This window comes from Streptomyces sp. NBC_00016, assembly GCF_045040885.1.
GTDB lineage: Bacteria > Actinomycetota > Actinomycetes > Streptomycetales > Streptomycetaceae > Streptomyces > Streptomyces coriariae.
In genome coordinates this window covers 5,317,572-5,341,260 of record NZ_CP108304.1, presented here as the reverse complement: position 1 = coordinate 5,341,260, position 23,689 = coordinate 5,317,572, and the positions used below count along the sequence as shown (strand labels likewise).

General features: G+C 71.2%; 24 protein-coding genes. 15 read left to right on the top strand and 9 right to left on the bottom strand.

Going from position 1 to position 23,689, the window contains the following annotated elements; translation table 11 throughout:
* The first annotated feature begins 30 nt into the window (after positions 1–30).
* The 10 genes from OG933_RS23685 (at position 31) to pstB (ending at position 11,687) form a co-directional block, all read left to right on the top strand.
* On the top strand, positions 31–972 hold the full coding sequence (locus tag OG933_RS23685; protein ID WP_405628825.1) for an ABC transporter ATP-binding protein: 942 nt from the start codon (positions 31–33) through the stop codon (positions 970–972).
* A complete protein-coding gene (locus OG933_RS23680; protein ID WP_405628823.1) occupies positions 969–1,997 on the top strand; it encodes an ABC transporter permease in 1,029 nt (342 codons plus the stop codon). Before OG933_RS23685 ends, OG933_RS23680 begins: the two co-directional genes overlap by 4 nt.
* On the top strand, positions 1,994–3,022 hold the full coding sequence (locus OG933_RS23675) for a hypothetical protein (RefSeq protein ID WP_405628822.1): 1,029 nt from the start codon (positions 1,994–1,996) through the stop codon (positions 3,020–3,022). Before OG933_RS23680 ends, OG933_RS23675 begins: the two co-directional genes overlap by 4 nt.
* A gap of 434 nt (positions 3,023–3,456) precedes the next feature.
* Positions 3,457–5,688 (top strand): RNA degradosome polyphosphate kinase, encoded by a 2,232-nt coding sequence (locus tag OG933_RS23670; RefSeq protein ID WP_200839724.1) that lies wholly within the window; start codon positions 3,457–3,459, stop codon positions 5,686–5,688.
* A complete protein-coding gene (locus OG933_RS23665) occupies positions 5,669–6,781 on the top strand; it encodes a CHAD domain-containing protein (RefSeq protein ID WP_405628820.1) in 1,113 nt (370 codons plus the stop codon). Before OG933_RS23670 ends, OG933_RS23665 begins: the two co-directional genes overlap by 20 nt.
* Positions 6,782–6,803: 22 nt before the next feature.
* Entirely contained in the window at positions 6,804–7,235 is a 432-nt protein-coding gene (locus tag OG933_RS23660) for an NUDIX hydrolase (protein WP_362266012.1), read from the top strand.
* A gap of 257 nt (positions 7,236–7,492) precedes the next feature.
* Positions 7,493–8,620, top strand: coding sequence for a phosphate ABC transporter substrate-binding protein PstS (pstS, locus tag OG933_RS23655; RefSeq protein WP_362528710.1), 1,128 nt, complete (start codon positions 7,493–7,495; stop codon positions 8,618–8,620).
* A gap of 142 nt (positions 8,621–8,762) precedes the next feature.
* Positions 8,763–9,782, top strand: coding sequence for a phosphate ABC transporter permease subunit PstC (gene pstC / locus OG933_RS23650; protein WP_362528713.1), 1,020 nt, complete (start codon positions 8,763–8,765; stop codon positions 9,780–9,782).
* The gene (pstA, locus tag OG933_RS23645) at positions 9,779–10,843 is read left to right on the top strand and encodes a phosphate ABC transporter permease PstA (RefSeq protein ID WP_362528716.1); all 1,065 of its coding nucleotides are present in this window, start codon (positions 9,779–9,781) and stop codon (positions 10,841–10,843) included. Before pstC ends, pstA begins: the two co-directional genes overlap by 4 nt.
* Positions 10,844–10,910: 67 nt before the next feature.
* Entirely contained in the window at positions 10,911–11,687 is a 777-nt protein-coding gene (pstB, locus tag OG933_RS23640) for a phosphate ABC transporter ATP-binding protein PstB (protein ID WP_020133102.1), read from the top strand.
* A gap of 487 nt (positions 11,688–12,174) precedes the next feature.
* Here the strand turns inward: pstB and OG933_RS23635 are convergent, their stop codons facing one another.
* A complete protein-coding gene (locus tag OG933_RS23635; protein ID WP_362528718.1) occupies positions 12,175–13,173 on the bottom strand; it encodes an inorganic phosphate transporter in 999 nt (332 codons plus the stop codon).
* Between the two features lie 7 nt (positions 13,174–13,180).
* Complete coding sequence (locus OG933_RS23630) at positions 13,181–13,801, bottom strand: DUF47 domain-containing protein (RefSeq protein WP_057579445.1); 621 nt, start codon at positions 13,799–13,801, stop codon at positions 13,181–13,183.
* Between the two features lie 230 nt (positions 13,802–14,031).
* Here OG933_RS23630 and OG933_RS23625 point away from each other — a divergent pair, with 230 nt between their 5' ends.
* Positions 14,032–14,382, top strand: a complete 351-nt coding sequence (locus OG933_RS23625; RefSeq protein ID WP_405633488.1) for a metal-sensitive transcriptional regulator — start codon at positions 14,032–14,034, stop codon at positions 14,380–14,382.
* Positions 14,383–14,503: 121 nt separating this feature from the next.
* Here the strand turns inward: OG933_RS23625 and OG933_RS23620 are convergent, their stop codons facing one another.
* The gene (locus OG933_RS23620; RefSeq protein ID WP_200839725.1) at positions 14,504–14,674 is read right to left on the bottom strand and encodes a hypothetical protein; all 171 of its coding nucleotides are present in this window, start codon (positions 14,672–14,674) and stop codon (positions 14,504–14,506) included.
* A 151-nt stretch (positions 14,675–14,825) separates the two neighbouring features.
* The gene (locus tag OG933_RS23615; RefSeq protein ID WP_362528767.1) at positions 14,826–15,662 is read right to left on the bottom strand and encodes a hypothetical protein; all 837 of its coding nucleotides are present in this window, start codon (positions 15,660–15,662) and stop codon (positions 14,826–14,828) included.
* 142 nt (positions 15,663–15,804) lie between these two features.
* On the opposite strand from OG933_RS23615, the gene OG933_RS23610 reads away from it, so the two are divergent.
* Together OG933_RS23610 and OG933_RS23605 are read left to right on the top strand one after the other, a co-directional pair.
* On the top strand, positions 15,805–15,975 hold the full coding sequence (locus OG933_RS23610; protein ID WP_362528722.1) for a hypothetical protein: 171 nt from the start codon (positions 15,805–15,807) through the stop codon (positions 15,973–15,975).
* 242 nt (positions 15,976–16,217) lie between these two features.
* Positions 16,218–17,774: an FAD-binding oxidoreductase gene (locus OG933_RS23605; protein ID WP_362528725.1), complete on the top strand. Its 1,557-nt coding sequence runs from the start codon at positions 16,218–16,220 to the stop codon at positions 17,772–17,774.
* A gap of 9 nt (positions 17,775–17,783) precedes the next feature.
* Here the strand turns inward: OG933_RS23605 and OG933_RS23600 are convergent, their stop codons facing one another.
* Both OG933_RS23600 and OG933_RS23595 read right to left on the bottom strand, forming a co-directional pair.
* Entirely contained in the window at positions 17,784–18,494 is a 711-nt protein-coding gene (locus OG933_RS23600; RefSeq protein ID WP_362528728.1) for a phosphatase PAP2 family protein, read from the bottom strand.
* 168 nt (positions 18,495–18,662) lie between these two features.
* Positions 18,663–19,670, bottom strand: coding sequence for a bifunctional lytic transglycosylase/C40 family peptidase (locus tag OG933_RS23595; protein ID WP_362528731.1), 1,008 nt, complete (start codon positions 19,668–19,670; stop codon positions 18,663–18,665).
* A gap of 353 nt (positions 19,671–20,023) precedes the next feature.
* Between OG933_RS23595 and OG933_RS23590 the strand changes: the two genes are divergently transcribed.
* Positions 20,024–20,773 carry a carbonic anhydrase gene (locus tag OG933_RS23590; protein WP_405628817.1) on the top strand — a complete coding sequence of 250 codons (750 nt, stop codon included), beginning with the start codon at positions 20,024–20,026 and terminating at the stop codon, positions 20,771–20,773.
* Positions 20,774–20,777: 4 nt separating this feature from the next.
* Here the strand turns inward: OG933_RS23590 and OG933_RS23585 are convergent, their stop codons facing one another.
* Positions 20,778–21,524, bottom strand: a complete 747-nt coding sequence (locus tag OG933_RS23585; RefSeq protein WP_405628816.1) for a trypsin-like serine peptidase — start codon at positions 21,522–21,524, stop codon at positions 20,778–20,780.
* Between the two features lie 115 nt (positions 21,525–21,639).
* On the opposite strand from OG933_RS23585, the gene OG933_RS23580 reads away from it, so the two are divergent.
* Complete coding sequence (locus tag OG933_RS23580) at positions 21,640–21,894, top strand: DUF397 domain-containing protein (protein WP_362528736.1); 255 nt, start codon at positions 21,640–21,642, stop codon at positions 21,892–21,894.
* Between the two features lie 66 nt (positions 21,895–21,960).
* Here the strand turns inward: OG933_RS23580 and OG933_RS23575 are convergent, their stop codons facing one another.
* Both OG933_RS23575 and OG933_RS23570 read right to left on the bottom strand, forming a co-directional pair.
* Positions 21,961–22,131 (bottom strand): hypothetical protein, encoded by a 171-nt coding sequence (locus OG933_RS23575; RefSeq protein WP_028807375.1) that lies wholly within the window; start codon positions 22,129–22,131, stop codon positions 21,961–21,963.
* A gap of 119 nt (positions 22,132–22,250) precedes the next feature.
* Positions 22,251–23,486 carry a phospholipase D-like domain-containing protein gene (locus OG933_RS23570; protein WP_405628814.1) on the bottom strand — a complete coding sequence of 412 codons (1,236 nt, stop codon included), beginning with the start codon at positions 23,484–23,486 and terminating at the stop codon, positions 22,251–22,253.
* Between the last annotated feature and the right edge of the window lie 203 nt (positions 23,487–23,689).

The following is a 23,689-nucleotide window of genomic DNA, read 5'->3' as shown; positions in this document are numbered from 1 at the left end:
CCGGCACGACCTGAATCCTGGAGACCCTTCATGACCGACACCGCCATGGCGGCAACCGCGCTCGGCAAGCGCTTCGGCCGGCGCGGGGGCTGGGCGCTGCGCGACTGCACGTTCCGCCTCCCCGCCGGGCGCGTCTGTGCCGTCGTCGGCCCCAACGGCGCGGGCAAGTCCACGCTTCTCGCCCTCGCCGCCGGCCTGCTGGCCCCCACCGAGGGCCGGGTCACCGTCCTCGGCACGGATCCCGCGTCCGCACGCGCGCGTGTCGGCTACGTCGCCCAGGACAAGCCGCTGTACCCCCAGCTCTCCGTCGCCGAGACCCTGCGCGTGGGCGCCGATCTCAACCCGGGGCGCTGGGACGCCGAGACCGCCGAGCGGATCGTCTCCGCGGGCGATCTCGACCCCAGGAAGAAGATCCGCGCACTCTCCGGCGGCCAGCGCACCCGGGTCGCGCTCGCCCTGGCCCTCGGCAAGCGGCCCGAGCTGCTCCTCCTCGACGAACCGATGGCCGACCTCGACCCGCTGGCCCGGCACGAGCTGATGGGCACCCTGATGGCGCGGGCGGCGCAGTACGGCACGACGATCGTGATGTCGTCGCACGTGGTCGCCGAGCTGGAGGACTCCTGCGACCACCTGCTCCTGGTCGGCGGCGGCCGGGTGCGCCTCGCCGGTGAGATCGACGACCTCCTCGCCGCCCACACGCGCGTGAGCACCGCCACGGGCTCCACCGGGCCCACCCCCGTGGACGGCTCCCCGGACGGCGCCCCGGGCGGCCTGCCGGAACTGGCCCCGCACACGGTCGTCGAGTCCCGGGTCACCGGCCGCCAGCTCACCGCCCTGGTGCGCCCCGCGGGCCCGCTCCCCGACGGCTGGCGCACCTCGACGCCCTCCCTGGAGGAGCTCGTGCTCGCCTATCTGCGCAACCCGCAGGCCGCCCCGCTCACCCCGGCCGAGCCCGAGGAGGCCGCCGTATGACCGCACTCGCCCTGTCGCCCGACTCCTCGAGGACCACCGGGCACGCCCCCGGAGCCGGCTGGCTGTTCCGCCTGCACCGGCCCGCCCTGTACGTCTGGATCGCCATCGTCGCCGTCCTCGCCGCCGGCCTGGTGTGGCTGTGGGGTCCGCTGACCGACTCGTCGATCGCGGCCTGGCGGCAGTACCGGGTGGCCTGCGTCGACTACCGCGACTGCCACTACGACCAGGACTCGATCGTCCGCTACAAGAGCGTGTACATGTACACGACGGGCGCGCTGACCGCGCTCCCCTTCGTCGTCGCCGCCTGGGCGGGGGCCGCCCTGTTCGGCCGCGAGCTGGAGCACGGCACCGCGCAGCTCGCCTGGACGCAGGGCCTGTCCCCGGCCCGCTGGCTGGCCACCAAGCTGATCGTGCCCACGGCCCTGGTCACCGCGGGCACCGGCCTGCTGGTCACGCTGCACCGCCTGATGTGGTCGGCGGGCGACGGCCGTATCGACACCGCCAAGAGCTGGTACGACAACCTCACCCTGCACACCAACGGCCCCACCACCGTCGCCTTCGCCCTGACCGGCCTGGCCGGCGGCGCCCTCGGGGGCGTGCTGCTGCGCCGTACGCTGCCCGCGCTGACGTTCGCCCTCGCCGGCGTCGCCGCCACGCGGTTCCTCGCCGACCAGCTCATGCCGCACCTGTGGCCGGCCGTCACCCGCGTCACCGGCCTCTCCGACGGCTACCGGGGCTCGGGCCTCGGCGTCGACTCGGGCCTGGTCACCGCCACCGGCGCGCACATAGCCGACCCCGGCTGCGGGCCGACCTCCGCCTCCTCCACCTGCCAGGCGGTCTACGACGAGCTCGACGCCACCGGCTTCTACACGACCTACCACCCCGAGTCGCACTACTGGCCGCTCCAGCTGACCACGACCGCCCTCGTGGTGACCGTGGCCGCCGCCCTCGCCGTGGCCGCGTTCGTCCTGCTCAAGCGCGCCACCGCCACCCCCACGCGCGCCGGCGCTGAGGCCTCCGTATGACCGCCGTCGCCCCCGCGGAGGCGCCCGCGTCCCCCGGACCGGCCCGCCGCGGCGGCGTGGACGGCCGTACCGCCTGGGGCACCGTCCGCACCGTGCTGCGCCTGCACCGCACCGCCCTCCTCGGCTGGGCGGCTGTCGTCCTGGCCCTGAGCGGCTGGCTGGTGTGGCTCACCGAGGATGCCGTCAAGGAGGAACTCGCGGCCTGGGAGTCCTGTCAGCGGGCGGGCCAGGACCTGTGCGACATGTCGGTCGGCTGGGTCGGTTACAGCGAGTCGCTCAACTGGGTCGGCCTGCTGATCTCCTACTGCTTCCTCGCCGTGGCCGCCTTCGCGGGCGGCGCGCTGATCGGCCGCGAGCTGGAGAACGGCACCGCAGGCCTCGCCTGGGCCCAGGGCATCACCCCCGTCCGCTGGCTCACCGCCAAGCTCGCCGTCCCCGCGCTCGCCCTGACCGCCGGCGCCACCGTGCTGGTCCTGGTGTACCGCTGGGCCTGGGGCGCCCACCGCACCCTGACGGACAACGGGTGGATGAGCGACGACGCCTACCTCTCACGAGGACCGGCCGGCCTCGCGTACATCCTCTGCGCGCTCGCCCTCGGCGTGCTCACCGCGCTCCTGCTGCGCCGCGCGCTGCCCGCTCTGGCCGTCTCCGTCGCCGCGAGCGGGCTGCTCGCCTTCGTCGTGGCGCGGTACCGCGGCTCCTTCTGGCCCACCGTCACCCGCACCTCGACGGCGGCCGCCGTCGACTTCCCGGACAACGGCTGGGAGCTGGAGAACGGTCTGCTGATCGACGGACGGCGCACTCCGGACGTCGGCTACTGGATCTGCGACGGCACAGCCACCGAAGCGCGGCGCTGCCTCGACGACCTGGGCGTCACCGGCTCCTACACGACCTACCACCCCGAGTCGCACTACTGGCCGCTCCAGCTCGTGGAGACCGGCGTCGTCCTGGCCGTCGCCGCCCTCGCCACCGCCGCCGCGTTCCTCCTCCTGCGCCGCCGCACGGCCACCGCCTTGGCGGCCTGATCCGGCCCCTTCCGGCCGCCGGTCCCGGGGCGCGGGGGTCCCTCCACGGGGGGAGGGACCCCCGCACCCCTGCGGCACACCCCCGCGGCACACCCCCGCGGCCATTCAGCAGCCCACCCCGCGGCACGCGCCCGTGCACGGCGAGCGGCCCGGCCCGCCGTGCACGGCCCGCCGCCCGGCCGCCGCCGTCAGGTCGTCCGCCCCACGCCGGGCGCTCCACGACATCGACCCCCGCGAGCCGCCCCCCGATATCCCGCACGCCATGTCGCCGTAACCATCGGTTCAGACGACCTTGCGACGCTCGGCGAATGAAGCCCGCCGTGCCCGAGCCTTCGCCGCCTCCCGGGGGAAATCAGCCCCACGGAGGTCCCCACGCGATCCCGCCCGCACGTTCCGACGCGCCTGTCACGCTCCTGGCGCGGAAGAATGGGTCCATGAGCCAGTCAGACGCCCAGGCCGAGGTCCAGCACGCGCAGCCCTCCGTGGGCTCCATAGCCGCGCACCGCCCGCACACCGTCTCCGCCGTGGTCTCCGATCTCGAGCCCGACATCGACGCCGACCTCGACACCTACGAGGAGGCACCGTACGACGGCCCACAGCTGCCGCAGGGCCGCTTCCTCGACCGGGAGCGCAGCTGGCTCGCGTTCAACGAACGCGTTCTCGAACTCGCCGAGGACCCGAACACGCCCCTCCTCGAGCGGGCCAACTTCCTCGCCATCTTCGCCAGCAACCTGGACGAGTTCTTCATGGTCCGGGTGGCCGGTCTGAAGCGCCGGATCGCCACCGGGGTCGCCACCCGTTCGGCCTCCGGTCTCCAGCCGCGCGAGGTGCTGGAGATGATCTGGGCCCGCTCGCGCGAGCTCATGGCCCGGCACGCCGCGACCTATCACGAGGACATCGCCCCCGCCCTCGCGGAGGAGGGCATCCACCTGGTCCGCTGGGGCGAGCTGACGGAGAAGGAGCAGGCACGCCTGTTCACGCTCTTCCGGCACCAGATCTTCCCGGTGCTGACCCCGCTCGCCGTCGACCCCGCGCACCCCTTCCCGTACATCTCGGGTCTCTCGCTCAACCTCGCGGTCGTCGTGCGCAACCCGGTCAGCGGCCACAAGCACTTCGCGCGCGTCAAGGTGCCGCCGCTGCTGTCCCGCTTCCTGGAGAGCTCCCCCGGCCGCTACGTCCCCATCGAGGACGTCATCGGCGCCCACCTGGAAGAGCTCTTCCCGGGCATGGAGGTCCTGGAGCACCACGCCTTCCGGCTCACCCGCAACGAGGACCTCGAGGTCGAGGAGGACGACGCCGAGAACCTCCTCCAGGCCCTGGAGAAGGAGCTCATGCGGCGCCGCTTCGGGCCGCCGGTGCGCCTGGAGGTCGAGGAGTCCATCGACCGCGAGGTGCTCGACCTGCTGGTGCGCGAGCTGAAGATCAGCGAGGCCGAGGTCTACCCGCTGCCGGGCCCGCTCGACCTCACCGGTCTCTTCCGCATCCACGGTCTCGACCGGCCCGAGCTGAAGTACAAGAAGTTCATCGCCGGCACCCACCGCGACCTCGCCGAGGTCGAGTCGGCGTCCCCGCCGGACATCTTCGCGGCCCTGCGCAGCCGGGACGTCCTGCTGCACCACCCGTACGACTCCTTCTCGACGTCCGTGCAGGCGTTCCTGGAGCAGGCGGCGCTGGACCCGGACGTCCTCGCCATCAAGCAGACCCTGTACCGGACCTCGGGCGACTCCCCGATAGTCGACGCGCTCATCGAGGCCGCCGAGTCCGGCAAGCAGGTCCTCGTCCTGGTCGAGATCAAGGCCCGCTTCGACGAGCACGCCAACATCAAGTGGGCGCGCAAGCTGGAGGAGTCCGGCTGCCACGTCGTCTACGGCCTCGTCGGCCTGAAGACGCACTGCAAGCTGTCGCTGGTGGTCCGTCAGGAGGGCGACACGCTACGGCGCTACTGCCACGTCGGCACCGGCAACTACCACCCGAAGACGGCCCGGCTCTACGAGGACCTCGGCCTGCTCACCGCCGACCCGCAGGTCGGCGCGGACCTCTCCGACCTCTTCAACCGGCTCTCCGGCTACTCCCGCCGCGAGACCTACCGTCGTCTCCTCGTCGCCCCCAAGTCCCTGCGGGACGGTCTGATCGCCCGCATCGACAAGGAGATCCAGCACCACCGCGCGGGACGGCCCGCGCACGTCCGCATCAAGGTCAACTCGATCGTCGACGAGGCCCTCATCGACTCCCTCTACCGCGCGTCCCAGGCGGGCGTGCAGGTCGACGTGTGGGTGCGCGGCATCTGCGCGGTGCGCCCGGGGGTGCCGGGCCTGTCGGACAACATCCGGGTCCGCTCCATCCTCGGCCGGTTCCTGGAGCACTCGCGGGTCTTCGGCTTCGGCAACGGCGGGGAGCCCGAGGTGTGGATCGGCAGCGCCGACATGATGCACCGCAACCTCGACCGCCGTATCGAGGCCCTGGTCAGGGTGACCGACCCGGCCCACCGGGCGTCCCTGAACCGGTTCCTGGAAACGGGCATGTCCGACTCCACCGCCTCCTGGCACCTCGGCCCCGACGGCGAGTGGATCCGGCACTCGCACGACGCGGACGGCGCGCCCCTGCGCAACGTCCAGGAGATGCTCATAGACGCCCGGAGGCGCCGGCGTGGCACAGCGACACCATGACCTGACGGACCCCACGGCCGGGCCCGTGTCCACCGGGGACGCCCTCGCGGGCTATCTCCGGGGCCAGGCCACGGAGTTCCTCCGCGCGCTGCGCCTGCACCGGGAGACGGGCGGCGCCGTGTCGAACGGCTCGTCGGGCGCCTCGACGGGCGGTCCGGCGAGCGCGGAGGTGCGCGTCGACGCGGTGCGCGCCCTGCGCCGCTCGGCCCGTCGGATCAGCGGCAGCCTGCACACCTTCCGCCCGCTCCTCGAACCCGAGTGGTCGGAGGGGATCCGCCCCGAACTGGCCTGGCTGTCCGGCACGTTGGCCCTGGAGCATGCGTACGGGGCCCGCCTGGAGCGGCTGCTGCTGGCACTGAACCGGCTGTCGGGCGCGGCGCCGGTACCCAGCCAACCGGTCGGCGTGGCGGGCCCGGCGCTCCCGGGCCCGGCCGACCGGGACGCCGTCCACCCGGCGACCCCGGACCGCGGCAACCTCACCGTGGGCGCGGCGAAGGCGGGCGCCCTCCTGGACCGCCAGCTCACCCTCGCCCGCACCCGGGCCCACTCCACCGCCCTCCAGGCCCTCGGCTCCTCCCGCTTCCACGCCGTCGCGGACAAGGTCGCCGTCCTCGCCAGCGAGGTCCCGCTCACCCCCACCGCCCCGGCCACCGACCTGCGCCCCCTGGCCGGCGCGGCCCAGGAGCGCCTCGCCGACGCGGTCACCGCGCTGCCGCTCGTCACCGCGGGCAGCCCGTACAACGCGGAGGCCCTGATCCACGGCCTCTCCCCGGACCCGGCCCCGCACCCGCAGGACGCGCCCTGGCACCAGGTCCGCCTGCTGCTGCGGCTGCACCGCTACGCCTGCGAGGTCGTGCACGGCCGGAGCACCCCGCTGGACGTCCGCCTGCTCGCGGCGGGCGAGGCGCTCGACCGGCACCGCGACGCCTCGGAGGCGTCCTCCGCCGCGGCCCAGGCGGCCCGCACCCCGCGGATCGCGCCGGCGACGGCGTACGCGCTCGGCGTGCTGCACGCGGACCAGCGGCATGAGGTGGAGGCCGCGCGGTACGCGTTCCAGCGGTCGTGGCAGAAGCAGACCATCGGCGCACCCTGACCGGACAGGTGGTGAGGACCAGGTGAGCACCGCGGACAATCCCGAGGACTTCCCCGTCCAGGCGGCGGGCTGTGTGCTGTGGCGCCGCTCACCGGCGGACGGCGGGCTGGAACTCTGTCTGGTCCACCGCCCCAAGTACGACGACTGGTCGCACCCCAAGGGCAAGCTGAAACGTGACGAGGACCCGCTCGCGGCGGCCCTGCGGGAGGTCCACGAGGAGACGGGCTACCGGGCGGCGCCCGGGACCCGGCTGCCGACCGTGGACTACGAGGCGAACGGCCGCCCCAAGCAGGTCCGCTACTGGGCGGCCGAGGCCGTGTCGGGCGTGTTCGCCCCGAACGACGAGGTGGACCGCCTCCTCTGGCTCCCTCCGCCGGCCGCCCGGGACCGGCTCACCCAGCCGAGGGACCGCACCCTCGTGGACGCCCTGCTGCACGTCCTGCACCTGGCATAACGGGTGGGCGGAACCGGTCGGCCGCCGGAATCGCCTCGTGTCCTCGACGTGAGCGTTCCGTGACCTAACCGCACCGTCCCCAGGGGTTCACCCCCCGTTCACTCGCGCCCGTAGGCGCCTTCACCTGTTCTGCCTAATTTCGGCCTTACGCGGTGCGGTGCGCGACCCCGGTGGTCGTGTCCGTGCCGAGCAGACTTCTGCATACTCCGCACGCCGCCGGAATTCAGGACGGCGGCTCCTGGAAGGATCTTCCTCAAGTGAAGCTTCAGCGCATGAACCGGCGGGCTCTCTCCCTCGGTGCTCTCGCCGTCTCCGGCGCCCTGGCCCTCACGGCGTGCGGCTCCGACGACACCGGCTCCAGCAGCGGCAGCAGCTCCTCCGCCACCGCGGCCGCCGGTTCCATCAAGTGTGACGACGCCAAGGGCCAGCTGCTGGCCGACGGCTCCTCCGCGCAGAAGAACGCGATCGACGCGTGGGTCAAGAACTTCACCCAGGCCTGCTCGGGCGTCCAGGTGAACTACAAGGGCTCCGGCTCCGGCGCCGGTGTCACCGCGTTCACGCAGGGCCAGGTCGCCTTCGCCGGCTCGGACTCCGCGCTCAAGCCCGAGGACGTCACCGCGTCCAAGGCGGTCTGCTCCGGCGGCCAGGGCATCGACCTGCCGATGGTGGCCGGTCCGATCGCCGTCGCCTTCAACGTCTCGGGCGTGGACAACCTGACGCTGGACGCCGCGACGATCGCCAAGATCTTCGACGGCAAGATCACCAACTGGAACGACGCCGCGATCGCCAAGCTCAACCCCGACGCGAAGCTGCCCGACCTGAAGATCCAGCCGTACCACCGTTCGGACGAGTCCGGCACCACGGACAACTTCACCAAGTACCTGATCGCCGCCACCCCGGACAACTGGAAGTACGAGGGCGGCAAGGCCTGGCAGGCCAAGGGCGGCCAGGCCGCGGCCGGCTCCTCCGGTGTCGCCCAGGGCGTCAAGCAGACCAACGGCGCGATCGGCTACATGGAGCTGTCGTACGCCAAGGACGGTCTGGGCACCGTCGCCGTCGACACGGGCGCCTCGGCCCCGGTCAAGGCCTCCTCCGACGGCGCCACCAAGGCCGTCGCCGCCGCGCAGGTCGTCGGCACCGGCAGCGACCTGTCGCTGAAGCTGGACTACAACACCAAGGCCGAGGGCGCCTACCCGCTCACCCTGGTCACCTACGAGATCGCCTGCGACAAGGGCAACAAGGCCGCCACCCTGCCGGCCACCAAGGCGTTCCTGCGCTACATCGCCAGCGAGGACGGCCAGGGCATCCTGTCGGGCATCGACTACGCGCCGATCCCCGACGCCATCATCACCAAGGTCCGCACCACCATCGAGGGCCTGAGCTGATCCCAGCGGTGCGGTCCGGCATCCGGGGAAACCCGGTCCGGACCGCACCCGTCCGGTGCACCGCCGCCAGGGGCCGTCCGTAACCCGGCCCCACCCGAGCCGCCCCCACACCCGCAGGCGGCTCCGCAGACCGGAGACCTCCATGGACATATCGACACAGAACAAAGACACGGACGACACCCCGCCGCCTACCGCCCCGCCGGCCGTGACCGCCGAGCAGAAGCGCGCGGCGCGCGGTGCCACCCGACCCGGTGACCGGATCTTCCTCGCCCTGTCCCGCGGCTCGGGCATCTTCCTGTTGGTGATCATGGCCGCGATCGCGGTCTTCCTCGCCTACCGGGCGTACCTCGCCATCAGCAAGGACGACGCCAACTTCCTGACCACCTTCGAGTGGAACACCAGCCTCGTCCCGCCGAAGTTCGGCATCGCGGTCCTGGCCTTCGGCACGGTGGTCTCGTCGATCATCGCGATGGTCATCGCGGTCCCGATCGCCGTCGCGATCGCCCTCTTCATCACGCACTACGCCCCGCGCCGCATGAGCGGCCCCGTCGCGTACGTGATCGACCTGCTCGCCGCCGTCCCGTCCATCGTGTACGGCCTCTGGGGCGCCCTGGTCCTCGTACCGCACATGGACGGCCTGTTCGGCTGGCTGAACGACTACCTGGGCTGGACCGGCGTCTTCTCCTGGGACGACGGCGCCCCGCGCTCGATGCTCACGGTGGGCATCCTGCTGGCCGTGATGATCCTCCCGGTCATCACCAACGTCAGCCGCGAGGTCTTCCGCCAGGTCCCGCAGATGCACGAGGAGGCGGCCCTGGCGCTGGGCGCCACCCGCTGGGAGGTCATCCGCATGTCGGTGATCCCCTTCGGCCGCTCCGGAGTCATCTCGGCCTCGATGCTCGGCCTCGGCCGCGCGCTGGGCGAGACGATGGCGGTGGCCACCGTCCTCTCCCCCGACTTCGACATCCACGCCAGCCTCCTCAACCCCGGCGGCGGCACCTTCGCCCAGAACATCGCCAGCAAGTTCAACGAGGCGACCGAGTTCGGCCGGGACGCGCTCATCGCCTCCGGTCTGGTCCTGTTCGTCATCACCCTGCTGGTCAACGGCGCGGCACGCATGATCATCGCCCGCCGCAGTGAGTACTCGGGGGCCAACGCATGAGCCACGCAGCAGCAGTAGCCGACAAGTCCCCGAGCACGCTGCAAGGCGCCAGCCTCCCGCGGTGGTCCCCCTGGGCCATCGCAGCCGGCTCGCTCGCCCTCGCGCTCGTCATCGGCCTCGCCGGCGGCCTGGACAGCAAGATCCAGTGGGGCCTGATCGCCGGCATCCTCTTCATCCTCGGCACCTTCGGCATCGCCGCGAAGGTGGAGGGCCGCCGCCAGGCGAAGGACCGGGTGGCGACGAGCCTGGTCTGGGTGGCGTTCCTCCTGGCCGTGGTCCCGCTGGTCTCCCTCCTGTGGACGACGATCCAGCGCGGCGTGAAGGTCCTGGACGTCTACTTCCTCACCCACTCGATGGGCGTGGTGGCGGACAGCGAGGCCGGCGGCGGTATCTACCACGCGATCCTCGGCAGCCTGGAGCAGGTGGGCCTGGCGACCGCGATCGGTGCCCCGATCGGCATCCTGACGGCGATCTACCTGGTGGAGTACGGCCGGGGCGGCCTGGCGAAGTCGGTCACGTTCTTCGTCGACGTCATGACCGGCATCCCGTCGATCGTCGCGGGCCTGTTCATCCTCAGCCTGATGCTGATGCTCGACATGCAGCCCTTCGGCTTCGCGGGCTCCCTCGCCCTGGCGATCCTGATGATGCCGGTCGTCGTACGCTCAACAGAGGAAATGCTGAAGCTGGTCCCGAACGAGCTGCGTGAGGCGTCCCTCGCCCTGGGCGTCCCGAAGTGGCGCACGATCCTGAAGGTGGTAGTCCCGACCTCTATCGGCGGCATCATCACGGGCGTGATGCTGGCGATCGCCCGTATCGCGGGCGAAACGGCGCCGGTGCTCCTCCTCGTCTTCGGAAACCCGTTCATCAACGCCAACCCCTTCGAGGGTGCGCAGGCGTCGCTCCCGCTGTACATCTACCAGCAGTACTCACAGAGCGCGGGTTCGACAGCGGCCTACGACCGCGCCTGGGCGGCGTCGCTCACCCTGATCGCCTTCGTGATGATCCTCAACATGGTGGCCCGCGGCATCGCCCGCTGGAAGGCCCCGAAGACCGGTCGCTGAACAGCGATCCGCGGCTACCGCCGCGCACGGGCCCCCTCAGCGACCGACTGGAAGTGAAGTAGAAAAAATGGCGAAGCGAATCGACGTAAGCGGTCTGACCGCCTACTACGGATCCCACAAGGCGATCGAGGACATCTCGATGACGGTCGAACCGCGCTCGGTGACGGCCTTCATCGGCCCCTCCGGCTGCGGCAAGTCGACGTTCCTGCGCACGCTGAACCGGATGCACGAGGTGACGTCGGGCGGCCGGGTCGAGGGCAAGGTGCTGCTGGACGACGAGGACCTGTACGCCTCGGGCGTGGACCCCGTCTCGGTCCGCCGCGAGGTCGGCATGGTCTTCCAGCGCCCGAACCCGTTCCCCACCATGTCGATCTTCGACAACGTGGCCGCGGGCCTGCGCCTGAACGGCAGCTACAAGAAGTCCGAACTGGCGGACGTCGTCGAGAAGTCCCTCAAGGGCGCCAACCTCTGGAACGAGGTCAAGGACCGCCTCAACAAGCCCGGCTCGGGCCTGTCCGGCGGCCAGCAGCAGCGGCTGTGCATCGCCCGCGCCATCGCCGTGGAACCGAAGGTCCTCCTGATGGACGAGCCCTGCTCGGCCCTGGACCCCATCTCCACCCTGGCGATCGAGGACCTGATCGGCGAGCTCAAGGAACGCTTCACGATCGTCATCGTGACGCACAACATGCAGCAGGCGGCGCGCGTCTCCGACCGCACGGCCTTCTTCAACCTGTCCGCCGTCGGCCAGCCCGGCAAGCTGATCGAGATCGACGACACGGAGCGCATCTTCTCCAACCCGTCGGTCCAGGCAACAGAGGACTACATCTCGGGCCGCTTCGGCTGACCCACCCCCGACCCCTCGCGGTGCTGCATGGCGGTGCCACCGCGAGGACGCAAAGGGCCCGCCCCCCGGCTGGGGGGCGGGCCCACATGTGCCTCCGGCGGTGGGGCGGGGGAGGTGGGGCGGAGCCCCGGGGGGCGGGGCGGAGCCCCGGAGGGAGTGGGGCGGAGCCCCGGGGGTCTGGGCGGAGCCCCCGGGGCGAGGGCGGAGCCCGGCAGGGGTGCAGGGGACGCAGTCCCCGTAGGGGGTCCGGGGCACAGCCCCGCGGCGGGAGCGCTCTTGCGCCCGAGCCGGGCGGGCGAACACCCGAGGTGCGCTGAACCCAGTCCCCGCAAGGGGTGCGGGGGACCGCAGGGGTGCAGTCCCCTCCCCGCAAGGGGACGCCCCACAGGGGTGCAGGGGACGCAGTCCCCGCAGGGGGTCCGGGGCGCAGCCCCGTGGCGGGGGCGCTCTCCCCACCGAGCCGGGCGGGTGGGTGGGCAAGCACCCCCTACAGGAACGCCACGTTCACAATCCAGAACGCGCACGCAGCGACAAACCCCGCCGCCGGCATCGTGATGAACCACCCGAGAACAATGTTCTTGGCGACACCCCACCGCACGGCATTGATCCGCTTCGTCGCCCCGACACCCATGATCGCCGAAGTGATCACATGCGTGGTCGAGATCGGCGCCTTGAACAGAAACGCCGTGGTGAACATGATCGACGCCCCGGTCGTCTCCGCGGCGAACCCCTGCGGCGGATCAAGCTCGATGATCTTCCGCCCGAGCGTCCGCATGATGCGCCACCCACCCGCATACGTCCCCAGCGAAAGCATCACCGCACAAGCGATCTTCACCCACACCGGAATCGGATCATCGGCCCCCTGCACATCGCCGATGACGAGCGCCATCACCACGATGCCCATCGTCTTCTGCGCGTCCTGGAGACCATGCCCCAGCGCCATACCCGCGGCCGAGACCGTCTGAGCGATCCGGAAGCCCCGCTTGGCCTTGTGCGGGTTGGACCGGCGGAACATCCACAGAATGGCCGTCATCACCAGATAACCGACGACAAGCCCCACCACCGGTGAGACGAACATCGGGATGACGACCTTGTCGAGGACGCCGGACCAGATGACATCCGTACCACCGGCGAGCGCCGCGCCCACCATGCCGCCGAACAACGCGTGCGAGGACGACGAAGGCAGCCCGAAGTACCAGGTGACCAGGTTCCAGACGATCGCCCCGACCAGTGCGGCGAAGAGGATCCCCATCCCCTTCGACCCGTCGGGCGTCTCGATCAGCCCCTTGCTGACGGTGTGCGCGACACCACTCCCGAGGAACGCGCCGGCGAGGTTCATCACCGCCGCCATGGCCAGCGCCGCCCGAGGCGTCAGCGCCCGGGTCGAAACGGACGTGGCAATAGCGTTCGCGGAGTCGTGAAAACCGTTCGTGTAAGTGAATCCGAGCGCGACGCCGATGGTCACGATCAGAGCAAAGGTGTCCATTAAGGGCTCAGGACTCCTTGACCGCGATGGTCTCCACCGTGTTGGCCACGTGCTCGAAGGCGTCGGCGGCCTCCTCCAGCACATCCACGATCTGCTTCAGCTTGAGCACCTCGATGGCCTCGTACTTGCCGTTGAAGAGATGCGCGAGCAGCTTGCGGTGGATCTGGTCGGCCTGGTTCTCGAGCCGGTTGACCTCGATCCAGTACTCGGTGAGGTTCTCCATGGTCCGCAGGTTCGGCATGGCCTCGGCCGTCAGCTCGGCCGCCCGCGCCAGCACCTCGATCTGCTGCTCGACACCCTTGGGCAGTTCCTCGACGTTGTAGAGGACGACCAGGTCGACGGCCTCCTCCATGAAGTCCATGATGTCGTCGAGGGAGGACGCGAGGTTGTAGATGTCCTCGCGGTCGAAGGGCGTGATGAACGAGGAGTTCAGCTGGTGGAAGATCGCATGGGTGGCGTCGTCACCTGCGTGTTCCGCGGCCCGCATACGCTCTGCGATCTCGGCCCGGCCGGCGGGGTCCGCCCCGAGCAGTTCCATCAGGAGTTTCGAGCCCGTGACGATGTTGTCCGCGGATGCGGCGAACATGTCGTAGAAGCTCGTCTCCCTGGGGGTCAGACGAAAGCGCACGTGGGGTCCTCAGGATGCATCGGTTTCGGTCAGGCTGATGCTAGGCGCATCATCCGGCCACGGCTAATGGGCCGTCCACCAGTGTCGCCCATCGGACAGAGCGACCGGGAGGGGGGCGACCGACCGGTGAGCGGCCGGCGAAGTCCCTGCTCGGGCCGTATACCCACGGAAGTTCGGTACGATATACCCAGTAGGGGTATAGGTGCGGAGCCGGAGCGCTGGAGGACATGATGACGACCACACAGGCCGGCGAACCCACCGCCGGACCCGGCGTCGAAGCGGACCACGCGCCCGGGACCGTCCACGGCTACCACAAGCAGAAGGACGAGCACCTCAAACGCCTGCGCCGCATCGAGGGCCAGATCCGCGGCCTCCAGCGCATGGTCGACGAGGACACCTACTGCATCGACATACTCACCCAGGTGTCCGCCTCCACCAAGGCCCTGCAGTCGTTCGCGCTCCAGCTCCTGGAGGAACACCTGCGCCACTGCGTCGCCGACGCGGCGCTCCGGGGCGGCGACGAGATCGACGCGAAGGTGGAAGAGGCGGCCAAGGCCATCGGCCGCCTGCTGCGCACCTGATCAGCGCCCCGCGCCAGGACCCGTCCCCGCCCCGGAACCGCGCCCGGTCGCAGAGCCGCGCCCCGTCCCGGAACCTCTCCCGGAGCCGGCACCGGCCGCCGCCCCCGGGCTCACCCAGGACTCACCCCCCGGCCCGTTCCTCCCCCACCCGCAGCACCTGGTCGATGCTCTCGAGGCTGAGCCGCTCCTCCCCGGCCGCCGAGGCGGCGATGATCAGCTCCCCGCACAGCTCGATCTCGGCGAGGGCCTCGTGGTCCTGAACTGCCGTACCGCCGCCCGGAGCCACGCGCATCACCTCGTCCCTGCCGTCACCGACTTCCTAGAGTAGGGAGCGCTATACACCGCGCGCATGGCACGGACGGGCTAGTCCTTGTGTCCACCCGGTGGCCGAAAATGCTCGCCCGGGCCCGCCCGGCACCGGCTCATTCCGCACCGGCACAGGCTCATTCCTCCGCGATCCGCCCCGCGTAGATGTCGTCGGCGGCCGGCAGCCGCACCTCGACGGGCGCCCCGAAGTCGTACAACAGGGTCGTGGAGGCCACCGCGACGGCCTCCTTCTGCTGCCCGTTCACAAAGCTGAACCGGTGCCGGACCTTGCGGATGCGCCCCTGGTCGTCGAGGTAGACGTCGAACGGCACCCGCGCCGTGGCGAACCCCTTCGCCGCCGCGCGCAGCGCATCCCGTCCGCCCGCCGAGGCGTCGTCGGCGGCCGCCGCCAGATCGGCGGTCCCGCGGTAGTGCCGCACCGCCGTCCCGGCCACCTCGGTCCTCCCCACGTACGTCGCCGTACGCGTCCCCCGCAGCACCTCGGCGGCGGCGAACGGATCGGTGGCCCCGCCGGTCACGAGGTTCCCGTCGGACAGGGCCGCCGTCTCCACCCGCACCCACTTGTCGTCCGGCACCCCGGCTCCCCGGTTCTTCATGAACAGGGCCCCGGGCGCGAGGAGTTCGGTGATGGGGCGGTGCTCACTGGTCCCGGCCGGATCCTGCGGCAGCAGCACCTTCAACTCACCGCGCTGCTTGCGGTAGTCGTACACGCCCTGGCCCCGGATGGTCACCCGGGTCCCGCCGGTGGCCATCTCCATCGACGTACGGGCCTTCGAGGTGCCTGCCGCGACGAGGGTGTCGGCGGCCCGGTGCAAGGTCTCGACGGGATCGGCCGCCCTGCCGTCCTCCGCGGCGGCCCCGCCGGCGGAACACCCGGCGGCCCCCGCACAGACCCCCGCCACGAGCCCCGAAAGGACCATCGCGCCCATCAGCCCGCGCCGCCGCTCCGCCATGGCCTGTGCACCCCCAACCGGTTCGTCCGTCACGGACTTCCTGTCGTTCCGGATAACGACGGGTAAGTGCCGCCGTCACGCCGGTCCGTAGGCCTGCGACCGCCATGCGGGTTTACTGCCGATCCTGGGTAACGTTGTCTTTGTGACGCAGCAGGACGGATCGATCCACCCCCGCACCGACGGGGACCACAGCACCACGACCGTCGAACAGGGCAGGTTCTGCCTCGCCCGCTGCACCTGCGGCTGGCGCGGCCCGGCCCGCAGGGCGAGAAGCATGGCGAGAACGGACGGGGAGCTGCACACGGGCGGCTGACCGGCCGACATCCTCCGCGACACCTACCGGCCCGACTATCGGCCCTGCACCTCGGCCCTACACCTCGGCCCGACGCCTGTCGGCCGACCTACCGACCGACACCGACCGACACCGACCGTCCGACCGGCTGACGTCACCGTTCCGTCACCGCCGGACCCCGCCGGAACCTGTGGTCCCATGACCCCGTCTCGCTCCATGAGGCGGCATGCAGCCGACGGGCGGCCGAGGGAAGGCGCAAGAACATGGAACGGCGTACGTTCATCGCGGGCGGCACGGCCGCCGTCGCGGCGGCAGCGACCGCGTGCAAGGCGAACGGCGGCAGTACGGACGGCTCCGCCCCGGCCACCGGGGGCACCACCACGGCCCCCCTGACCACGACCAGCGTCGCCGCCCCCGCCAACTGGACCGCGCTCGCCCGCGACCTGGACGGCACCCTGGTCCGCCCCGGCGAGGCCTCCTGGGCCGCGGCCCGCCAGCTCTACAACACCCGCTTCGACAACCTCAAGCCGGCGGCGGTGGCATACGTCGCCCACGCCGACGACATCCGCACGGTCCTGGCGTACGCCCGCGCCCACAGGATCAAGGCCGCGATCCGCAACGGCGGCCACTCCTACGGCGGCTGGTCCTCGGGCGACGGCCGGCTGATCGTCGACGTCTCCAAGCTGAACCGGGTCCGGGCGAGCGGCACTTCGGCCGTGGTCGGCGCGGGCTCGAAGCTGATCGACGTCTACCGGGCGCTCGCCGCGAAGGGCGTGACGATCCCGGCGGGCTCCTGTCCGACGGTCGGCGTCTCCGGTCTGGTGCTGGGCGGCGGCCACGGCGTCGTCTCCCGCGCCTACGGCCTGACCTGCGACAGCCTCACCCGGGCCACGATCATCACCGCGGACGGCAAGCAGCTCACCGCCGACGCGACGACGAACAAGGACCTGTTCTGGGCCCTGCGCGGAGCCGGCAACGGCAACTTCGGCATCGTCACGGAGCTGGAGTTCAAGACCCACCCCGCGCCCCAGGCGGTGACGGGCTACCTCACCTGGCCCTGGTCGAAGGCGGCCGCGGTGGTGAAGGCCTGGCAGGAGTGGGGCCCGTCCCAGCCCGACGAGATCTGGTCCTCCCTGCACCTGGCGAACGCGACCGGCGGCACCCCCACCATCTCCGTGGCCGCGTTCTGCATCGGCACGTACGGCCAGCTCCAGAACGCGGTCGACCGCCTCGCGGACCGGGTGGGCGCCCCCGCGACGAACGTCTCGCTCCGCCGCCGTACGTACGAGGCGGCCATGGAGATCTACGCCGGCTGCTCGTCGTTCTCCTCCGACGCCCAGTGCCATCTGCCGGGCTCGACGCCGGGCCGCTCCCCGCAGGGCGCGCTGGGCCGGGAGACATACGCGGCCCGCTCCGACTTCTTCGACGTCTCGCTCTCGGCGGCGGGCATCCAGACCCTCCTGCAGCAGATGAAGTCCGTGCAGGGCGGCTCGGGCAGCATCGCCCTCACCGCGCTGGGCGGCGCGGTGAACCGGGTCTCGCCGACGGCCACGGCGTTCGTCCACCGCCGTTCGCGCATGCTGGCCCAGTACATCGGGGCGTGGCGGGCCGGCACGGCGGGGACGGCGGCCCAGTCCTGGCTGAACACGGCACACAAGGCGATGGCCCCGTACGCCTCGGGCGCGGCTTATCAGAACTACGCGGACCCGACGCTCACGAACTGGCGCAAGGCGTACTACGGCGACGCGCTGCCCCGCCTGACCCGGCTGAAGAAGCAGTACGACCCGAACGGCTTCTTCAGCTACCCCCAGGCCCTCTGACGTGCAGCCCTAGGCCGCGAGATCCCGCTCCTCGGCGGCGACCTCGGGCCGCGCGCCGGGGATGAAGCCGTCCCGCTCCCCGACCCGGGCGGCCCGGCCGCGCACGACCCAGCCGACCCGGGGCGACCGGTCGACGGCCTTCAGCACCGGGGTGAGCAGCATGGAGGCGACGGGCGACAGCAGCAGGGCCACCGCGGTCCCGAGCGCGAACCCGCCGACGACGTCCGTCGGATAGTGCACACCCATGAAGATCCGGCAGAACCCTTCGAGCAGGGCGATCCCTATCCCGACGAGTCCGAACCTGCGGTGGGCGACGAACAGCCCGACGGCCATGGCCATCGTGAGGGTGGCGTGGTCGCTCACGAAGGAGTAGTCGGTCTTGCCGGAGACCAGCACCTCCAGCCCCTCGTGGTCGAGGAAGGGCCGGGGCCGTTCCACGAATCCCCGTATGGGCACGTTCACCAGTACGGCGATGCCGGCGGCGAGCGGCGCCCAGATCAGGGCGGCGATGGAGGACGCGGCTTCCTCGGCCCCGCCGCGCCGCCGCCGGATCCCCCACCAGCACCACACGATCAGCAGCACCATGGCGAGCAGCAGCCCGTACTCGCCCACGAACTCGACGGTCCGGTCGAGCCAGTGCGGAGCGTCCTTCGCGAGCCCGTTGATGTCATAGAGCAGGTCGACGTCGGGGTTCGACCCGGATTCGGCGAGTCCAGCCATGGTGCTGCGGCCCCTTCGTCGTGTTTCTGCTCGGCACACCTCACATGCGCCCGTCCAACAGGAACGCACGGCCCCGGTTGATACGTTCCACTCTCCACTGAATGATCACGCAGACGTTATCGAAGAGAGATAGATCCCCGCAGCTCAGGGGCCGGGTGCGGGGGTCCTTCAGACGGTCGTGGGGAGCGCTTTCGCGCCATCTTCGGTGACGCGGGTGGCCCCGAAGTACTCGGCCGTGTCGATGGGGTCGAACCGGATGACGGCCCCGGTGTACGGCGCGTTGATCATGTACCCGCCCCCCACGTAGATCCCCACGTGGTGGATGGCCCGCGAGTTGTTCGGGTCGGTGGAGAAGAACACCAGGTCGCCCGGCAGCAACTCGCTCCGCTGCGGATGCGGCCCCGCGTTGTACTGGTCGTTGGCGACTCGCGGCAGCGTGATCCCGACGCTCTCGTAGGCGGCCTTGGACAGCCCGGAGCAGTCGAACCGTCCTCCCTGGTCAGCGGTGCCGTTGCCGCCCCAGAGGTAGGGCGTGCCGAGCTTCTTCTGGGCGAAGTAGATGGCCCCCGCGGCCTGCTCGGACGGATCCACCCGGCTGACCGGCGCGGCGAAGGACTCCGCCAGAGTCGTGATCGTCTTCACATAGTTCTGGGTCTCCTTGTACGGCGGCACGCCCCCGTACCTGATGACCGCGTAGGCCCCCGCGTTGTACGAGGCGAGCATGTTGTGCGTGGCGTCCCCGGGGACGTCCTTCACGTACGAGGCGAGCTGGCAGTCGTAGGACGCGGCCGACGGAATCGCGTCATTCGGGTCCCAGACGTCGCGGTCGCCGTCGCCGTCGCCGTCGATGCCGTGCGTGGCCCAGGTGCCCGGGATGAACTGCGCTATCCCCTGCGCGGCGGCGGCGCTCTGCGCCCTCGGGTTGAACCCGCTCTCCTGGTAGAGCTGGGCGGCGAGCAGCGCGGGGTTGATGGCGGAGCACAGATTGCCCCACTTCTGCACGAGCGTCTGGTAGGCGGCGGGCACGGCGCCCTTGGCCAGTGCTCTGCCCGCACCGCCCACCCCGCTCGTGGCGCTCCCGCCGACGAGGTACACCCCGATGACGAGCGCCATCATGAAGGCGGCACCGGAACTGACGACAGCGGTCGCCACGATCCATGTCTTACGCACCGTCAACCGCCCCTCGCCGCCCGGGAGTCCGCCCCCGACAGTGTAGAGGCGGCTCCCGTGCCGCGGGGTGATCACGAACAAGGAGAAACCGCACGTGGCGGCCCCGCGCCCCACGCGACTCGCGCCCCACCCCGACTCACCTTTCGCGCAAGGGGGTTACGCGTCGAACGGAGCGCCTCATCCGGTCAGGAGGGGGCGTCGGGCCCGGCTTCCCCGCGCGTCACCGTCGAGGTCTCGCGTAAAGGGCGGCCCTGTGACGGCTCAAGCGCCCACCATCGAACGGCCTCGGATTGCCCATCCATCGCCATGATCGGGCAACGCGGGCGCCGGACTTCGGGCTCGGACATACGTTCCACCCCGTGATCACCGACGACACCTCCCCCACCTCCTCCACCACCGCCCGCCGCGCCCTGCTGCGCGGTGGCATGGCCGGGGCCGTGGCCCTGGGCGGCGCGGCCCTCGGCACCGCCCCCGCGTCCGCCGCCACGTCCGCGCCCGGCGCCGGTCCCCGCACCACTCCGCGCCCCGGTACGGCCGAGGCGGCCTTGCGGGAGCTGGCGGCCGGCAACCGCCGCTGGCGCACCTTCCGCGAGCGGCACCCGGACGAGACACCGGCCGTCCGGCGCAGCCTGACGGCCGGTCAGCAGCCCTTCGCCCTCGTCCTCGGCTGCATCGACTCCCGGGTGCCGCCCGAGCTGGTCTTCGACCAGGGGCTGGGCGATCTGATGACCGTCCGCAGCGCGGGCGAGGTCCTGGACGAGGCCGTGCTCGGCAGCGTCGCGTACGGCGTGCTCGAGCTGGACATACCCCTGGTCGTGGTCCTCGGCCACCAGTCGTGCGGTGCCGTGAAGGCGACCGTCCAGGCGGACCTCACCGGCACGAGTCTGCCCCGGCACATCCAGTACCTGGCCGACCAGATCACCCCGTACATCGACCGGACGAAGGAGGGCGACGCCCGCGTCGACTCGACCATCGACGCCAACATACGAGCCGTCCGCTCCCGCCTCGCCGCCGAACCCGACCTCGCGGCGAAGATCTCCGCCGGCGAGCTGGCCGTCGTCGGCGCGCGCTACGAGCTGACCACCCAGCTCGTCCACCGCATCGCGTGACACCTCAGGGGCCGGAGACCGCGTCCCGGTAGAGCTCCGCGGCCTCCGGCCCCAGGACCACGCTGTACGAGATGTCGGCCGTCGCCCCGCCCTGTTCGTGCCCGCCGAGGACGCCGACCACCTCCCCGTCGCCGTTCACCCAGGGGCTGCCGCTGGTTCCGCCGGTGAGGTCGGGGCAGTCGATGCGCTGCTGGGTGGAGTTGTGGGCGGTGGGCCGGTTCGTGCAGCGGACCGGCACCTCGCGGGAGTCGGGGTAGCCGGTGACGGTCACGGCGGTCGCCCCGGTGGTGGTACGCGTCGCGAACCGGTTGCCGCCGACCACGTCCTCGGCGTCCTCGCCGCCCCGCTCTTCGAGGACGGCGAAGGCCACATCGCTGTCCTCGTCCTGCCCCTGCGCCCATCCGTCGGGCAGGAAGACCCGCTCGACCCGCCAGATCCCGTAGGGGGCCCTGCCGTCCCGGTATCCGGGGGCGAAGGCGAGCTCGCCCGCCCCGCCGAGGCAGTGCGCTGCGGTGACGATGAGGTCGCGGTGCGGACTGTGCACCACGGAGGCGGTGCAGAAGTGCTCACCGGCCAGTCTGCCCGCGTCGGCGTCGGCGGCGGCGAACAGCGCGCCGACCCGCTCCGACTGCGCCGTGGGCGCCGCGACGGCCGTCACCCCCAGGGGCCCGGGCCCACCGTCGGCGGCCGCCTCGGAGGCAGAGGTGACGGCCAGCAGGACGACCGCACCGAGCAGGGCGTTTCGCTTCATCGGGTTCACTGTGTCCCACGAAGGTGAGAGAAACGTCAGACGCATGGTTCTCCTACGACGCTACCCGCACTCCACCCACGGCACCTTTCCACCGGGGCGGGGATACGGTGGGCTGGTGGCTGACATCCCCTCCGACCTCATCTGGACCCGCGCGGCCCCGCCGGACGCGACCGGGCCCGGCCCCTGGATCGAGATCGCCTTCGGCGAGGGAGACGACGGCGAGGCTCCCGTCTACCTCCGAGCGACCAGTGACCCGGAGAACGTCGTCACGACGAACCGCAGAAAGTGGGACGCGTTCGTGCTGGGCGTTCAGGCAGGGGAATTCGACCATTTCGTCGAGGGTGTACTGGAAAACGACGGGACCGAATAGCGCGGCGGTATACCGAAGGGCCCCGCGGGCAATGACCGACGGGGCCCTTCGTGCCGGTGAATTTGTCTACCAGCGGTACCAGCGGCCCTTCCGGCCACCGTGTCCTGCGGGCCGGACCACGAAGCCCACCAGCCAGACCGCCAGCACGATGACGGCGATCCACCACAGGGCCTTGAGGGCGAAGCCGGCACCGAAAAGGATGAGCGCGAGAAGCAGAACAACAAGCAGGGGAACCATGATTATCAACCTCCGCTGATTCAAGTGCCCCACGAAATCCCCTTCACGCCCTCAAATCTTCCATGTATATGTGCGGGATTCCCGGGAATACGGTTCGCCCGAATTACGGCCGGCCGGCGTCACAGAAAACGGCGGATGGGCATGACGGCGACCTCTCGCGCCCGCTGGAGCGCTGAGCGCCGCTTCCAGCGGCCCTCCCGGATCAGCGCGGCGGCCTTCAGGTCGTCGTCGAAGTGGCCGTCGAGCGTGGCCGTGAACTCCTGGTCCAGCACGGCGAGCATGATCTCCTCGTCGTGGTCGAGGGAGCGGCGGTTGAAGTTGGTCGAGCCCACCAGTGCGGCGACGCCGTCGACGGTGATGACCTTGGCGTGCATCATCGTCGGCTGGTACTGGTAGATCTTCACGCCACAGGCGGTGAGGTCCTCGTAGTGGTGCTGGCCGGCCAGCTGGCAGACCCGCTTGTCGGTGTGCGGACCGGGCAGCAGGATCTCCACCTCCACACCCCGCCGCGCGGTGGCGCACAGGAGTTCGATGAAGAAGACGTCCGGCGAGAAGTAGGCGGTGGCCAGCCGGAAGCGGTCCTCGGCGGACTCCAGCATCACCCGGATCAGGGTCTGCATGTCCTGCCAGCCGAAGCTGGCCGATCCGCGGACCACCTGCACCACCGCGTCGCCCTGCGGGCGGTGCGGGACGAACCGGTCGCGGTCGTCGAAGAGCTCGTCGTGGCATTCGGCCCAGTTCTGCGCGAAGGCGGCGGCGATGCCGTCCACGGCCGGCCCGCGGACCTCGACGTGGGTGTCACGCCATTCGCGCTCGTTGCGGGCATTGCCGCACCACTCCTCGGCGATACCGACCCCGCCGGTGAAGGCCGCCTGCTCGTCCACGACGAGGACCTTGCGATGGCAGCGGTGGTTCTGCTTGAAGGGCGAAAGGGTCACGGGTCTGCGGAACCAGGCCACCTGCACCCCGGCCCGCTCCATCTCCTCCAGCAGCTCCTTCTCGATCAGCCGGCTGCCGAACCCGTCCAGCAGCAGCCGCACCCGCACACCCGCCTCGGCCCGGTCGGCCAGTGCCCGCGCGAATTCGCCGGCGATGTCTCCCCGCCAGTACACGAACGTCATCATGTCCACGGTGTGCTCGGCGGACCGGATGGCCGCCAGCATCGCCGGAAAGATCTCGTCTCCGTTGCGCAGGGCGGTGAGCGCGTTGCCCTCGGTCGCCGCGATGCCGATCAGCCGCTCCAGGCGACGGCGTATCCGCACGGCACGCTCCTGGACGTGCTCCTGCACCCGCTCCGGTGCCGACGCGTCGGCAGCGGGGGCCATCAGCTCGGGCCGGTCCTGCGTACTGGTCATGAGGTCACCTGCCGGCACTCACCGAGGACAAGGAAGCCGCACTGCCCGGTCCGGCGCGGGGCGCGGCGAGCGAGCTGTACGCCCCGCACCACAACCCACCCGGTGAGAGCGACACCCGCCCGACCACCCCCTGTACCCCCGGCGATGTTCCGTACGCCTGACGTGGGCACGGCACGTCCGCCGATACCGACCGCGAAGGGGGT

Coding starts and splice junctions, on each gene's coding strand:
- OG933_RS23685 (WP_405628825.1), top strand. CDS start 31: ATGACCGACACCGCCATGGCGGCAACCGCGCTCGGCAAGCGCTTCGGC.
- OG933_RS23680 (WP_405628823.1), top strand. CDS start 969: ATGACCGCACTCGCCCTGTCGCCCGACTCCTCGAGGACCACCGGGCAC.
- OG933_RS23675 (WP_405628822.1), top strand. CDS start 1,994: ATGACCGCCGTCGCCCCCGCGGAGGCGCCCGCGTCCCCCGGACCGGCC.
- OG933_RS23670 (WP_200839724.1), top strand. CDS start 3,457: ATGAGCCAGTCAGACGCCCAGGCCGAGGTCCAGCACGCGCAGCCCTCC.
- pstC (WP_362528713.1), top strand. CDS start 8,763: ATGGACATATCGACACAGAACAAAGACACGGACGACACCCCGCCGCCT.
- pstA (WP_362528716.1), top strand. CDS start 9,779: ATGAGCCACGCAGCAGCAGTAGCCGACAAGTCCCCGAGCACGCTGCAA.
- pstB (WP_020133102.1), top strand. CDS start 10,911: ATGGCGAAGCGAATCGACGTAAGCGGTCTGACCGCCTACTACGGATCC.
- OG933_RS23635 (WP_362528718.1), bottom strand. CDS start 13,173: ATGGACACCTTTGCTCTGATCGTGACCATCGGCGTCGCGCTCGGATTC.
- OG933_RS23625 (WP_405633488.1), top strand. CDS start 14,032: ATGACGACCACACAGGCCGGCGAACCCACCGCCGGACCCGGCGTCGAA.
- OG933_RS23620 (WP_200839725.1), bottom strand. CDS start 14,674: ATGCGCGTGGCTCCGGGCGGCGGTACGGCAGTTCAGGACCACGAGGCC.
- OG933_RS23615 (WP_362528767.1), bottom strand. CDS start 15,662: ATGGCGGAGCGGCGGCGCGGGCTGATGGGCGCGATGGTCCTTTCGGGG.
- OG933_RS23605 (WP_362528725.1), top strand. CDS start 16,218: ATGGAACGGCGTACGTTCATCGCGGGCGGCACGGCCGCCGTCGCGGCG.
- OG933_RS23600 (WP_362528728.1), bottom strand. CDS start 18,494: ATGGCTGGACTCGCCGAATCCGGGTCGAACCCCGACGTCGACCTGCTC.
- OG933_RS23585 (WP_405628816.1), bottom strand. CDS start 21,524: ATGAAGCGAAACGCCCTGCTCGGTGCGGTCGTCCTGCTGGCCGTCACC.
- OG933_RS23575 (WP_028807375.1), bottom strand. CDS start 22,131: ATGGTTCCCCTGCTTGTTGTTCTGCTTCTCGCGCTCATCCTTTTCGGT.
- OG933_RS23570 (WP_405628814.1), bottom strand. CDS start 23,486: ATGACCAGTACGCAGGACCGGCCCGAGCTGATGGCCCCCGCTGCCGAC.